A 12006-nucleotide genomic window follows, 5' to 3' on the forward strand; every position below is an offset into this window, starting at 1 on the left:
GTTCGCGCGCAAGCCCGCTCCTACAGGGCCCGCGCCAACCTCAAGTACATAGAGAGACTGATATGCCTTTCATCACCCACATCAAGACCTTCGCCACACTCGGTAGCGGCGTCATCGGCAGCGGTTGGGTCGCTCGCGCCCTGGCCCATGGCCTGGACGTGATCGCCTGGGACCCGGCGCCCGGCGCCGAACAGGCCCTGCGCAAACGCATCGCCAACGCCTGGCCAGCCCTGGAAAAACAAGGCCTGGCACCCGGCGCCGCACAAGCGCGGCTGAAGTTCGTCGCCACCATCGAAGAGTGCGTGCGCGACGCCGATTTCATCCAGGAAAGCGCCCCCGAGCGCCTGGACCTCAAGCTCGACCTGCACGCCAAGATCAGCGCCGCGGCCAAGCCCGATGCGATCATCGGCTCCAGCACCTCGGGCCTGCTGCCCAGCGAATTCTACGAGTCGGCCACCCACCCCGAGCGCTGCGTGGTCGGCCACCCATTCAACCCGGTGTACCTGCTGCCGCTGGTGGAGATCGTCGGCGGCAAGCACACCGCGCCTGAAGCCATCGAAGCCGCAAAGACCATCTACACCGCGCTGGGCATGCGCCCGCTGCATGTGCGCAAGGAGGTCCCGGGCTTCATCGCCGACCGCCTGCTCGAAGCGCTGTGGCGCGAGGCCCTGCACCTGGTCAACGACGGGGTTGCCAGCACGGGCGAGATCGACGATGCGATTCGCTTTGGCGCGGGTCTGCGCTGGTCGTTCATGGGCACCTTCCTCACCTACACCCTGGCCGGTGGCGATGCCGGTATGCGTCACTTCATGTCGCAGTTCGGCCCGGCGCTGAAGCTGCCCTGGACCTACCTGCCAGCACCAGAGCTGACCGACAAGCTGATCGACGACGTGGTCGACGGCACCTCCGAGCAACTGGGCGAACGCAGCATCGCGGCGCTGGAGCGCTATCGTGACGATACCCTGCTGGCGGTGCTGGACGCTGTGAAGAACAGCAAGGCCAAGCACGGCATGGCCTTTGGCGACTGAGGAGACTGCGATGCCCGCCCTGATCACCTACCGCACCCCGGTTCAACAGGACTGGGTCGATTACAACGGGCACCTGCGCGATGCCTTCTACCTGCTGATCTTCAGCTATGCCACCGATGCGCTGATGGAGCGCATCGGCCTGGACGCCGACAGCCGTGGCCAGAGCGGCAACTCGCTGTTCACCCTGGAGGCGCACATCAACTACCTGCACGAGGTGAAGCTCGGCACCGAAGTCTGGGTGCAGACGCAGATCATCGGCTTCGACAAGAAGCGCCTGCACCTGTACCACACGCTGCACCGTGCAGGCTTCGACGAAGCCCTGTCGGCCAGCGAGCAGATGCTGCTGCACGTGGACCTGGCAGGGCCGAAGTCGGCGCCGTTCAGCGAGCGCAGTGCCGCGTTGCTGCAAGGGCTGGTGGATGAGCAGCAAGACCAGGCACCCGCCGAGTTCGTGGGCCGGGTGATCGGTTTGCCCGCACGATCCTGAGCCCGCCCAGGTCCTTGTAGGAGCGGGCTTGCCCGCGAACACGGGCTTAGCCCGTGCCAGGCAGCGCGGTGTCTTTTTCGCGGGCAAGCCCGCTCCCACAGAATGAAGTGCCCCCCCGAAAAAAACCCCGGAAGCCGTGAGCGTCCGGGGCTGAGAGCGAGCAACATCCACTGTGCGTGAAGTGAGGGTGACCAAACCCTCGGTGCCGTGAATGACTCCAGTGTGCTCACTTCCCTTCTGCCTGATTTAGCCGGGAACGACCTGTTCTTAGCCAAAGCGGCCATCGCGACGTTCTACCCTTGCGAGGTTGTCGTACTGGTCACAGAATCAGTCGTAAATCACGGCACCAGACAAGGACTACAACCATGATGCATGCGGATTTGATCGACCAGGACGACCTGCTGGGCCACCTGCGCGCACGCGGCTTCGACATTCCGGCCGGGGCCAGCGCCGAGCAGGCCTGCGAGGTGGTGGTGCGCGGGCTGACCGAGCCCAATGCCCGGGCGTTGAAGGGAATGGTGGAGCAGATGTACACCGGCAGCGCGACCATCCTCCCGGCGGTACGTCAGGCGATCGACAAGCAGCTGTTGCCGGCGTTGGCGCAGTTCAGTCAGCGCGCCTGATTCTGAATCTTCATTGAATTCTTCGCGGGCAAGCCCGCTCCTACAAGGCCGATACAGGTCCTGTGGGAGCGGGCTTGCCCGCGAAGAATTCAGCGCTGCCTCAAAGTCTCACACTGGCAAAGGTCGACTCGTTACGCGCCTGGCTCAGGGCCGCCATCGGCCCGCTGTGCGGTGACAGCGCCATGGCCTGCGGAATCGGCATCATCGCCACCTGCTGCGCGGTATTGGAGCCCACACGCTCGTCACGCGGCGGAATACCGAAGTACTCGCGGTAGCACTTGGAGAAGTGCGGCGTCGACACGAACCCGCACACCGACGCCACCTCGATGATCGACATCGGCGTCTGCTTGAGCAGCTGCCGTGCCCGGATCAGCCGCAGCTTGAGGTAGTAGCGCGACGGCGAGCAGTGCAGGTACTTCTGGAACAGGCGCTCGAGCTGGCGCCGCGACACGTTGACGTACACCGCCAACTCGTCCAGGTCGATCGGCTCTTCGAGGTTGGCCTCCATCAGCGCGACGATTTCCTGCAGCTTCGGCTGGTTGGTGCCGAGCATGTGCTTGAGCGGCACGCGCTGGTGGTCCTGCTCATTGCGGATGCGCTCGTAGACGAACATCTCGGAGATGGCTGCCGACAGCTCACGACCATGATCGCGGCTGATCAGGTGCAGCATCATGTCCAGGGGCGCAGTGCCACCGGAGCTGGTGAAGCGGTTGCGGTCGAGGGTAAACAGGCGGGTGCTCATGTTGACCCGCGGGAAGGCTTCCTGCATCGCCGCCAGGCACTCCCAGTGCACGCTGCAGTCGAAGCCGTCGAGCAGGCCGGCACAGGCCAATGCCCAGCTGCCAGTGCACACCGCACCAAGCCTGCGCGACTGACGCGCCTGGGCCTGCAGCCAGGTGACATGTTCACGGGTCACGGTGCGCTGGATGCCAACGCCACCGCAGACGATCACAGTGTCCACCGGCGGTGCGCTGTGCATCGCCGCGTCCGGGGTGATCTGCAGGCCATCGCTGGCCCAGACCTGGCCGCCATCGACGGTCAGCGTATGCCAGCGGTACAGCTCGCGCCCCGACAGCTGGTTGGCCATGCGCAGCGGCTCGACCGCCGAGGCGAGCGAAATCAGGGTGAAGTTGTCCAGCAGGAGAAAGCCGATGGACTGGGGTGCTGTGCGGTTCTGGGTTGGGTTCCCGGAGGTGTACGACGTCATCGCGGTTTCTCCTCACACAATGCAGGGTGTGCCTCAGGCGGGCACCGTTTCTTGTAATGGCCCTGATTCGTATGCAGGGGCTTTGCCAATCTCAACGCAATCGCCGTGCCTGAAATTGAACGGCTATCCAAAAAAACCCAAAAACGACGTTGCCGCGCGAGTTGTAGGGCTTTTCCGAGAGCGCTGGACGATCATCGCAAACAGGCGTGCCAGCGCCTCTGCGTGTAACGGCTGAGCAGTTCGGTAGCACTTGTGGGAAGGCTGCCCAGAAGCGACATTCATAAGTGTCACCGACAATGACACCACTGGTAGCGACAGCCGACAGCCGGTCGGAACCGGCTGCTGCACAATAATGCGGCACAACCGCCGCAGGAGGGCCAGATCAGCGCATCAGCATTCGATGACGCTGACTGCCAACCCGCCACGAGAAGTTTCCTTGTACTTGTCGTGCATATCGGCGCCGGTGTCGCGCATGGTGCGGATCACCTGGTCGAGGGAGATGAAGTGCTCGCCGTCACCACGCAGGGCCATCTGTACGGCGTTGATCGCCTTCACCGCAGCGATGGCGTTACGTTCGATGCAAGGCACCTGGACCAGGCCTCCGACCGGATCGCAGGTCAGCCCGAGGTTGTGCTCCAGGGCGATTTCAGCAGCGTTTTCCAACTGTGCCGGCGTGGCCCCCAGCACTTCGGCCAGACCCGCTGCAGCCATGGCGCAGGCCGAGCCGACCTCGCCCTGGCAGCCCACCTCGGCGCCGGAGATGGAAGCGTTCTTCTTGCACAGGATGCCTACCGCCGCTGCACCGAGGAAGAACTCCACCACATTGGACTCGTCCACCGCGTCGGAGAAGCGCATGTAGTAGTGCAACACCGCCGGGATGATGCCGGCCGCGCCGTTGGTGGGTGCGGTGACCATGCGCCCACCGGCGGCGTTTTCTTCGTTGACCGCCAGGGCGAACAGGTTCACCCACTCCATGGCACTCATGGTCGAGCCGATCACGTTGGGCTTGCCGATCTCCTGCAGGCTGCGGTGCAGCTTGGCTGCGCGGCGCCGCACATTGAGCCCGCCGGGCAAGATGCCTTCGTGCTTGAGGCCGTTGTTCACGCACTCCTGCATGGCGCCCCAGAGCTTGAGCAGACCGGCGCGAATCTCGGCTTCGCTGCGCCAGACCTTCTCGTTCTCCATCATCAATTGCGACACGCGCATGTCGTTTTGCTTGCACAGGCGCAGCAATTCGGCGGCGCTGTTGAAATCGTAGGGCAGCACCGTCTGGTCGGCGTCCAGTACGCCGCGCGCGGCCTGCGCGGCATCGACCACGAAGCCGCCACCCACCGAGTAGTAAGTGTCGCGATGCAGCTCGCCCTCGGCACCTTCGGCCACCAGGGTCATGGCATTGGGGTGGTAGGGCAGGTTCTCGTCGAGCAGCAGCATGTCGCGGGCCCAGATGAATTCGATGGGCAGGCGGCTGTCGAGCTGCAATATGCCGGTTTCGCGCAGGTCGGCGATGCGTGGGGTGATCTGCGTCGGGTCGATTGCGTCGGGCCATTCGCCCATCAGCCCCATGATCGTGGCGTTGTCGGTGCCGTGACCGATGCCGGTGGCCGACAACGAGCCGTACAAACGCACCTCGATACGCCGAACCCGCTCCAGCTCGCCGCTCTCGCGCAGGCCCTGGACGAACAGCGCTGCGGCGCGCATGGGGCCGACGGTATGCGAGCTGGAAGGCCCGACGCCGATCTTGAACAGGTCGAACACGCTGATGGCCATTGTCGAATCACCTCTTGATGGGCTTGTCTCTGCGCGCCATGTGGCGGCGCAGCCAGCTGCTAGGCTGATAGCGGCGAGTTGCCGCGAATGCACGCATCATCGGGCTTTTACCCCACCCCTCGCCGTCTGCAACCGACGTACTTTTGTCCGGCAGCGCCCTGTTGCGACAGCCATCATTTCGCCGCTTTCAGGCGAACCGGTGACGCAAAGACACGGGCCGAGGTGTGGAAAAATCCGTAAGCGACATTGCCCGTACTGGATGCGACCTGTCCTGCACTGGTTACGACTCCACCAGTAGGCGATTGCCGAACGCTGGGGGATTATCGAAAGCGACTCGTATTGCACGGCCACGCAACCTGCCCTCTGCAGGCCAGATCGATCGACGCCCCAGAATGCGACGACGATTACGCGAACCCGAAGAAAAAATCACAGGAGTCCACCCATGAAAGGTTCACCCTCGCTGTTGTTGGTTGCGTTGCTCGCAGCACCTGTGTTCGCCCAAGCGGCCGAACCCGAACAGTGTCAAACGGTTCGCTTCTCCGATGTCGGCTGGACCGACATCACCGTGACCACGGCAACCACCAGCGTTGTCCTCGAAGCGCTGGGCTACAAGACCCACACCACCATGATCTCGGTGCCGGTGACCTACAAGTCGCTGGCCACCGGCAAGGACCTCGACGTTTTCCTCGGCAACTGGATGCCGACCATGGAAAACGACATCAAGCAGTACCGCGACGCTGGCACCGTCGAGACGGTCCGCGCCAACCTGGAAAACGCCAAGTACACCCTGGCAGTGCCCCAGGCGCTGTATGACAAGGGTCTGAAGGATTTCAGCGATATTCCCAAGTTCAAGAAGGAACTGGACGGCAAGATCTACGGCATCGAACCGGGCAACGATGGCAACCGCACCATCCAGAGCATGATCGACAAGAACGCCTTCGGCCTGAAGGACGCCGGCTTCAAGATCGTGCAGTCGAGCGAGGCCGGCATGCTGTCGCAGGTCGATCGGGCCCAGAAGCGCGGCGAGGCCATAGTGTTCCTGGGCTGGGAACCGCACCCGATGAACACCCGCTTCAAGATGCAGTACCTGACCGGGGGTGATGAGTTCTTCGGTCCAGAATTCGGCAAGGCCACCGTACTGACCAACACCCGCAAGGGTTATGCGCAGGAATGCAGCAACGTCGGCCAGCTGCTGAAGAACCTGGTGTTCGAGCTCAAGGATGAAAGCACCATGATGGGCTATGTCCTGGACGACAAGATGAAGCCCGAGGCGGCCGCCAAGAAGTGGCTCAAGGACAACCCCGGCAAGCTGGAGACCTGGCTGGCCGGCGTCACCACCGTGGATGGCAAACCAGGCCTGGAGGCAGCCAAGGCCAAGTTGACGCAGTAGCTGTCGGCTCTGGATGAAAAGTCTTGAGACGAAGGTCAGGCAAGGCGAAAACAGCCGAGGAACGGCCGGGGTCGCGCTCGACTTTACGGGTTTCAAATGGGTACTCCGAGGCTGTTTTCAACGCAGCATCACCGAGTATCAAGGCTTTCCATCCAGAGCCTAGGCACTACCTCGGGGTGGGACCGTGCTCACCCCGGACTGATTTCAATCATTGCAGGTGGAAGCTCGCTATCATGCTTATCGATCAAAAAATACCTCTGGGGCAGTACATCGCCTCATTTGTCGAATGGTTGACCCAGAACGGCGCCAACTACTTCGACGCTATCGCCCAAGGCCTGGAGTTCATGATCCATGGCGTCACCAGTGCCCTGACCTGGTTCAACCCCTTCGTTCTCGTCGCCCTGTTCGCCGCCCTCGCGCACCTGATCCAGCGCAAGTGGGCGCTGACCGTCTTCGTCGCCCTGTCGTTCCTGTTGATCCTCAACCTCGGCTACTGGCAGGAAACCATGGAAACCCTGGCGCAAGTGAGCTTCGCCACGGTGGTCTGCGTGGCCATCGGTGTGCCGCTGGGCATCATTGCCGCGCACAAGCCGATGTTCTATACCGCTATGCGTCCGGTGCTCGACCTGATGCAGACCGTCCCCACCTTCGTCTACCTGATCCCGACCCTCACCCTGTTCGGGCTGGGCGTGGTTCCGGGGCTGATCTCCACCGTAGTGTTCGCCATCGCGGCACCTATCCGCCTCACCTACCTGGGCATCTGTGATGTGCCCCAGGAGCTGATGGACGCCGGCAAGGCCTTCGGCTGCTCGCGTCGCCAACTGCTGACGCGCATCGAACTGCCGCACGCCATGCCGAGCATCGCCGCAGGCGTTACCCAATGCATCATGCTGTCGCTGTCGATGGTGGTGATCGCCGCCCTGGTCGGCGCCGATGGCCTGGGCAAACCGGTGGTCAACGCCCTCAATACTGCCGACATTTCGCTCGGCTTCGAAGCGGGCCTTGCGATCGTGTTGCTGGCGATCATGCTCGACCGTATCTGCAAACAACCGGAACTGCCGGCAAGGAGTGAAGCATGAGCATCATTCGCTTCGAAGATGTCGACGTCATCTTCTCCAGCAAGCCGCGCGAAGCGCTGTCGCTGCTCGACCAGGGCAAGACCCGCGAGCAGATCCTCAAGCAGACCGGCCTGGTGGTCGGCGTCGAAAAGGCTAACCTGGACATCGAGAAAGGCGAGATCTGCGTGCTGATGGGCCTGTCGGGCTCGGGCAAGTCGAGCCTGCTGCGCTGCATCAACGGCCTGAACACCGTCAGCCGCGGTAAGCTGTTCGTCGAGCACGAAGGCAAGCATATCGACATCGCTCACTGCTCCCCGGCAGAGCTGAAGATGATGCGCACCAAGCGCATCGCCATGGTGTTCCAGAAGTTCGCCCTGATGCCATGGCTGACCGTGCGCGAGAACATCAGCTTCGGCCTGGAAATGCAGGGTCGCCCCGAGAAGGAGCGGCGCAAGCTGGTGGACGAGAAGCTCGAGCTGGTGGGCCTGACCCAGTGGCGCAACAAGAAGCCGGACGAGCTGTCCGGTGGCATGCAGCAACGCGTGGGCCTGGCCCGGGCGCTGGCGATGGACGCCGACATCCTGCTGATGGACGAACCCTTCTCCGCGCTGGACCCCCTGATCCGCCAGGGCCTGCAGGACGAACTGCTGGAGCTGCAGCGCAAGCTGAGCAAGACCATCGTCTTCGTCAGCCACGACCTGGACGAGGCCCTGAAGCTGGGTAGCCGCATTGCGATCATGAAGGATGGCCGGATCATCCAGTACAGCAAGCCGGAAGAGATCGTGCTGAACCCGGCCGACGAATACGTGCGCACCTTCGTCGCCCACACCAACCCGCTCAACGTCCTGTGCGGCCGCAGCCTGATGCGCAGCCTGGACAACTGCAAGCGGATCAACGGATCGGTGTGCCTGGACCCGGGTGGCGACTCGTGGCTGGACCTGGGCGAAGGCGGCTCGATCAAGCGCGCGCGTCAGGGGCAGAATGGGCTGGACCTGCAGAACTGGGTGCCGGGGCAGGATGTGGAAAGCCTGGGCCGTCTGCCAACGCTGGTGCACGCCGACATCGGCATGCGCGAGGCGCTGCAGATTCGTTATCAGACCGGCAACAAGCTGGTGCTGCAGGAGAACGACAAGGTGGTCGGGATTCTGGGCGACAGCGAGCTGTATCACGCGTTGCTGGGCAAGAATCACGGCTGAAACCATCGCGGGGCAAGCCCGCTCCTACAAAATACTACGCGGCCTTTGTAGGAGCGGGCTTGCCCCGCGATTGGGCCGCATAGCGGCCCCCTTCACTGATTCAGCGCACCACGATCCCGCGCGACGCCATGTAGGCCTTCGCCTCTGGCACCGTGTACTCACCGAAGTGGAAGATGCTCGCCGCCAGTACCGCACTGGCATGCCCTTCCAGAATCCCGTCGGCCAGGTGCTGCAGGTTGCCCACGCCACCGGAGGCAATCACCGGAATCCCCAGCGCGTCGCTGATGGCACGGGTCACGCCCAGGTCGAAGCCATTCTTCATACCGTCCTGGTCCATGCTGGTCAGCAGGATCTCGCCGGCGCCCAAACCTTCCATCTTCTTCGCCCACTCCACCGCATCCAGGCCGGTAGGCTTGCGCCCGCCATGGGTGAAGATTTCCCAGCGCGGCGTATCGCCTGGGCCAGAAACCTTCTTGGCGTCGATGGCCACGACAATGCACTGCGAACCGAAACGGTCGGCAGCTTCGCCAACGAACTCCGGGTTGAACACCGCGGCGGTGTTGATCGAGACCTTGTCGGCACCAGCGTTGAGCAGGTTGCGGATATCCTGCACGGTACGCACGCCACCCCCGACGGTCAGCGGGATGAACACCTGGCTGGCCATGCGCTCGACGGTATGCAGGGTGGTATCACGGCCATCGACACTGGCGGTGATGTCCAGGAAGGTGATCTCGTCGGCGCCCTGCTCGTTGTAGCGACGGGCGATTTCCACCGGATCACCCGCATCACGGATGTTCTCGAACTTGACGCCCTTGACCACCCGGCCGTTGTCCACGTCCAGGCAAGGGATGATGCGCTTGGCCAGTGCCATGGTTCAGTCCTCAGCCTTGGTAGTTGTCGCAGAAGGCCTGGGCCTCGGCGACATCGAGGGTGCCTTCGTAGATGGCACGCCCGGTAATGGCGCCGATGATGCCCGGGGCCTTGGCGTCCAGCAGGGCCTTGATGTCACCCAGGTTGTGAATGCCGCCCGAGGCGATCACCGGGATCGAGGTGGCTTCGGCCAGGGCCTTGGTGAAGGGTACGTTGCAGCCCTGCATCATGCCGTCCTTGGCGATGTCGGTGTAGACGATCGCCGAGACGCCGTCGGCCTCGAAACGCTTGGCCAGATCGATGACCTGCACCGAGCTCACTTCGGCCCAGCCGTCGGTGGCGACGAAGCCGTCCTTCGCGTCCAGGCCGACGATGACCTTGCCCGGGAACGCCTTGCAGGCCTCGGCGACGAACTCAGGCTGCTTGACCGCCTTGGTGCCGATGATCACGTAGCTGACACCAGCCTTGACATAGTGCTCGATGGTTTCCAGCGAACGGATGCCGCCGCCGATCTGGATCGGCAGGTTCGGGTAGCGCTTGGCGATGGCGGTGACCACTTCGCCGTTGACCGGCTGGCCCTCGAAGGCGCCATTGAGGTCGACCAGGTGCAGGCGGCGGCAGCCACCCTCCACCCACTTGGCAGCCATGCTCACCGGGTCGTCGGAGAATACCGTCGAGTCTTCCATGCGGCCCTGGCGCAGGCGCACGCAGGCACCGTCCTTCAGATCGATAGCGGGGATAATCAGCATCTTGGAAACCTGTTCTAATCGGTGGAGTTCAGGGCTTCTCGAGCGCCCACAGGTCGCTTTCGATGCTCTCGAACCGCTCCTTGAGGTGCAGTTGAACATCGGCAATCGCCCTGTTGTAGTAATGGGGTGCAATTTCCTTGCTGAACAACTCGAGGACCTCGGCCACCTCGAACGAACCGAGCGTCAGCTCGAAGCGCTCTTCAAGAAAGCGCTTGAGCACATCGAGCGCCTCGCGCTCCTGCTCGGGGGCCAGGGTGATGACCGGGGCCTTGGTCTTCGACCTGCTCATTTACCAGCGCCCGTCCCAGGCGACGAAGTTCTGCAGCAGTTGCAGGCCGTGCGTGTGGCTCTTTTCCGGGTGGAATTGCACGGCGAAGCGCGAGCCGTCGGCCAGCGCAGCGGCGAAGTCGACGCCATAGTGGCCACGACCGACCACCTGGCCCGGCTTGCCGGCATTGATGTAGTAGCTGTGCACGAAATAGAAACGCGCGCGGTCCGGGATGTCGTGCCACAGCGGGTGGTCGATGCTCTGGCTGACCTCGTTCCAGCCCATGTGCGGCACCTTCAGGTGCTCGCCGTCTTCCTCCAGGCCTTTGCCGAAGAAGCGCACCTGGCCGGGGAACAGGCCGATGCAGTCGACGCCTTCGTTCTCCTCGCTGTGCTCGAGCAGCGCCTGCATGCCGACGCAGATGCCGAGGAAGGGGCGGTCCTGGCTGACTTCACGCACCAGGCTGTCGAAGCCCAGGCGACGGATCTCGGCCATGCAGTCGCGGATCGCGCCGACGCCTGGAAACACCACGCGATCGGCTTCGCGGATCACCGCAGCGTCGCTGGTGACCAGCACCTTGCCAGCGCCCACATGCTCGAGGGCCTTGGCCACCGAGTGCAGGTTGCCCATGCCATAGTCGATGACGGCGACAGTCTGCATCACAGGCATCCCTTGGTCGACGGCATCTGGCCGGCCATGCGCTCATCGAGCGTCACGGCCATGCGCAGGGCGCGGCCGAAGGCCTTGAACACGGTTTCGATCTGGTGGTGGGTGTTGTGACCGCGAATCGTGTCGATGTGCAGGGTCACCAGGGCGTGGTTGACGAAGCCCTGGAAGAACTCCTGGAACAGATCGACGTCGAAACCACCCACCGAGGCGCGGGTGAACGGCACATGCATCTGCAGGCCGGGACGGCCGGAGAAGTCGATGACCACGCGCGACAGCGCTTCGTCCAGCGGCACGTAGGCGTGGCCGTAGCGGAAGATACCCTTCTTGTCGCCGATGGCCTTGGCGAAGGCCTGGCCGAGGGTGATACCGACGTCTTCGACGGTATGGTGATCGTCGATATGCAGGTCGCCCTTGCATTCGATGTCCAGATCGATCAGCCCGTGCCGGGCGATCTGGTCGAGCATGTGTTCAAGGAAAGGCACACCGATATCGAATCGGGCCTTGCCGGTGCCATCCAGGTTGATCGAGGCCTTGACCTGGGTTTCCAGGGTATTGCGCTCGACGGAAGCCTTACGTTCGACCATCACCAGCTCCGCAAAATCATTGGGCGAAAAGGGCTCCATTATAGGCCCAGAATGCGCCGGCTTGAAACGCGGATGACGTGCGGCAGCACAAAGCATTCGCGGGCAAGCCC

13 protein-coding genes are annotated in these 12006 nt (G+C 63.1%); 6 read left to right on the forward strand and 7 right to left on the reverse strand.

The annotated features are described in order from the left end of the window. Positions 1-62 precede the first annotated feature (62 nt). From HU748_RS09375 to HU748_RS09385, 3 genes are all read left to right on the forward strand, one after another. The gene (locus tag HU748_RS09375) at positions 63-1028 is read left to right on the forward strand and encodes an L-carnitine dehydrogenase (RefSeq protein WP_186710238.1); all 966 of its coding nucleotides are present in this window, start codon (positions 63-65) and stop codon (positions 1026-1028) included. Between the two features lie 10 nt (positions 1029-1038). Next, positions 1039-1515 carry a thioesterase family protein gene (locus HU748_RS09380; protein WP_186710236.1) on the forward strand — a complete coding sequence of 159 codons (477 nt, stop codon included), beginning with the start codon at positions 1039-1041 and terminating at the stop codon, positions 1513-1515. A 365-nt stretch (positions 1516-1880) separates the two neighbouring features. Beyond that, the gene (locus HU748_RS09385; protein ID WP_054891717.1) at positions 1881-2138 is read left to right on the forward strand and encodes a hypothetical protein; all 258 of its coding nucleotides are present in this window, start codon (positions 1881-1883) and stop codon (positions 2136-2138) included. A gap of 100 nt (positions 2139-2238) precedes the next feature. Here HU748_RS09385 and HU748_RS09390 read toward each other — a convergent pair whose 3' ends face one another. Together HU748_RS09390 and HU748_RS09395 are read right to left on the reverse strand one after the other, a co-directional pair. Next, positions 2239-3345, reverse strand: a complete 1107-nt coding sequence (locus HU748_RS09390) for a GlxA family transcriptional regulator (protein ID WP_054891716.1) — start codon at positions 3343-3345, stop codon at positions 2239-2241. 390 nt (positions 3346-3735) lie between these two features. Then, a complete protein-coding gene (locus HU748_RS09395; RefSeq protein ID WP_186720173.1) occupies positions 3736-5112 on the reverse strand; it encodes an L-serine ammonia-lyase in 1377 nt (458 codons plus the stop codon). Between the two features lie 442 nt (positions 5113-5554). Here HU748_RS09395 and HU748_RS09400 point away from each other — a divergent pair, with 442 nt between their 5' ends. The 3 genes from HU748_RS09400 to choV all read left to right on the forward strand — a co-directional run bounded on the left by HU748_RS09400 (position 5555) and on the right by choV (position 8756). Then, the gene (locus HU748_RS09400; RefSeq protein WP_151925524.1) at positions 5555-6502 is read left to right on the forward strand and encodes a choline ABC transporter substrate-binding protein; all 948 of its coding nucleotides are present in this window, start codon (positions 5555-5557) and stop codon (positions 6500-6502) included. A 230-nt stretch (positions 6503-6732) separates the two neighbouring features. Continuing rightward, positions 6733-7581: a choline ABC transporter permease subunit gene (choW, locus tag HU748_RS09405; RefSeq protein WP_186667578.1), complete on the forward strand. Its 849-nt coding sequence runs from the start codon at positions 6733-6735 to the stop codon at positions 7579-7581. Further along, the gene (gene choV, locus HU748_RS09410; RefSeq protein ID WP_186667456.1) at positions 7578-8756 is read left to right on the forward strand and encodes a choline ABC transporter ATP-binding protein; all 1179 of its coding nucleotides are present in this window, start codon (positions 7578-7580) and stop codon (positions 8754-8756) included. The genes choW and choV overlap by 4 nt, the downstream gene beginning before the upstream one ends. A gap of 100 nt (positions 8757-8856) precedes the next feature. On the opposite strand, the gene hisF is transcribed toward choV, so the two are convergent. Genes hisF through hisB form a run of 5 tightly spaced genes read right to left on the reverse strand, consistent with a single transcriptional unit; the run spans position 8857 to position 11896 of the window. Beyond that, a complete protein-coding gene (gene hisF, locus HU748_RS09415; protein ID WP_186720174.1) occupies positions 8857-9627 on the reverse strand; it encodes an imidazole glycerol phosphate synthase subunit HisF in 771 nt (256 codons plus the stop codon). Between the two features lie 10 nt (positions 9628-9637). Continuing rightward, positions 9638-10375 carry a 1-(5-phosphoribosyl)-5-[(5-phosphoribosylamino)methylideneamino]imidazole-4-carboxamide isomerase gene (gene hisA, locus HU748_RS09420; protein WP_023382794.1) on the reverse strand — a complete coding sequence of 246 codons (738 nt, stop codon included), beginning with the start codon at positions 10373-10375 and terminating at the stop codon, positions 9638-9640. A gap of 28 nt (positions 10376-10403) precedes the next feature. After that, positions 10404-10664 (reverse strand): DUF2164 domain-containing protein, encoded by a 261-nt coding sequence (locus HU748_RS09425; protein WP_186667454.1) that lies wholly within the window; start codon positions 10662-10664, stop codon positions 10404-10406. Beyond that, positions 10665-11303 carry an imidazole glycerol phosphate synthase subunit HisH gene (gene hisH, locus HU748_RS09430; protein ID WP_186720176.1) on the reverse strand — a complete coding sequence of 213 codons (639 nt, stop codon included), beginning with the start codon at positions 11301-11303 and terminating at the stop codon, positions 10665-10667. It abuts the gene before it with no gap. Further along, entirely contained in the window at positions 11303-11896 is a 594-nt protein-coding gene (gene hisB, locus HU748_RS09435; protein WP_054891708.1) for an imidazoleglycerol-phosphate dehydratase HisB, read from the reverse strand. The genes hisH and hisB overlap by 1 nt, the downstream gene beginning before the upstream one ends. Positions 11897-12006 lie beyond the last annotated feature (110 nt).

Origin of the sequence: Pseudomonas sp. RW3S2 (assembly GCF_014268955.1) — a bacterium.
Classification (GTDB): domain Bacteria; phylum Pseudomonadota; class Gammaproteobacteria; order Pseudomonadales; family Pseudomonadaceae; genus Aquipseudomonas; species Aquipseudomonas wayambapalatensis.

Bases quoted from the DNA above. Each gene is read 5' to 3' on its own strand.
- hisB (WP_054891708.1), bottom strand. From the start codon at position 11,896: ATGGTCGAACGTAAGGCTTCCGTCGAGCGCAATACCCTGGAAACCCAG.
- choV (WP_186667456.1), top strand. From the start codon at position 7,578: ATGAGCATCATTCGCTTCGAAGATGTCGACGTCATCTTCTCCAGCAAG.
- HU748_RS09390 (WP_054891716.1), bottom strand. From the start codon at position 3,345: ATGACGTCGTACACCTCCGGGAACCCAACCCAGAACCGCACAGCACCC.
- hisA (WP_023382794.1), bottom strand. From the start codon at position 10,375: ATGCTGATTATCCCCGCTATCGATCTGAAGGACGGTGCCTGCGTGCGC.
- hisH (WP_186720176.1), bottom strand. From the start codon at position 11,303: ATGCAGACTGTCGCCGTCATCGACTATGGCATGGGCAACCTGCACTCG.
- HU748_RS09375 (WP_186710238.1), top strand. From the start codon at position 63: ATGCCTTTCATCACCCACATCAAGACCTTCGCCACACTCGGTAGCGGC.
- HU748_RS09400 (WP_151925524.1), top strand. From the start codon at position 5,555: ATGAAAGGTTCACCCTCGCTGTTGTTGGTTGCGTTGCTCGCAGCACCT.
- hisF (WP_186720174.1), bottom strand. From the start codon at position 9,627: ATGGCACTGGCCAAGCGCATCATCCCTTGCCTGGACGTGGACAACGGC.
- HU748_RS09395 (WP_186720173.1), bottom strand. From the start codon at position 5,112: ATGGCCATCAGCGTGTTCGACCTGTTCAAGATCGGCGTCGGGCCTTCC.
- HU748_RS09425 (WP_186667454.1), bottom strand. From the start codon at position 10,664: ATGAGCAGGTCGAAGACCAAGGCCCCGGTCATCACCCTGGCCCCCGAG.
- HU748_RS09380 (WP_186710236.1), top strand. From the start codon at position 1,039: ATGCCCGCCCTGATCACCTACCGCACCCCGGTTCAACAGGACTGGGTC.
- HU748_RS09385 (WP_054891717.1), top strand. From the start codon at position 1,881: ATGATGCATGCGGATTTGATCGACCAGGACGACCTGCTGGGCCACCTG.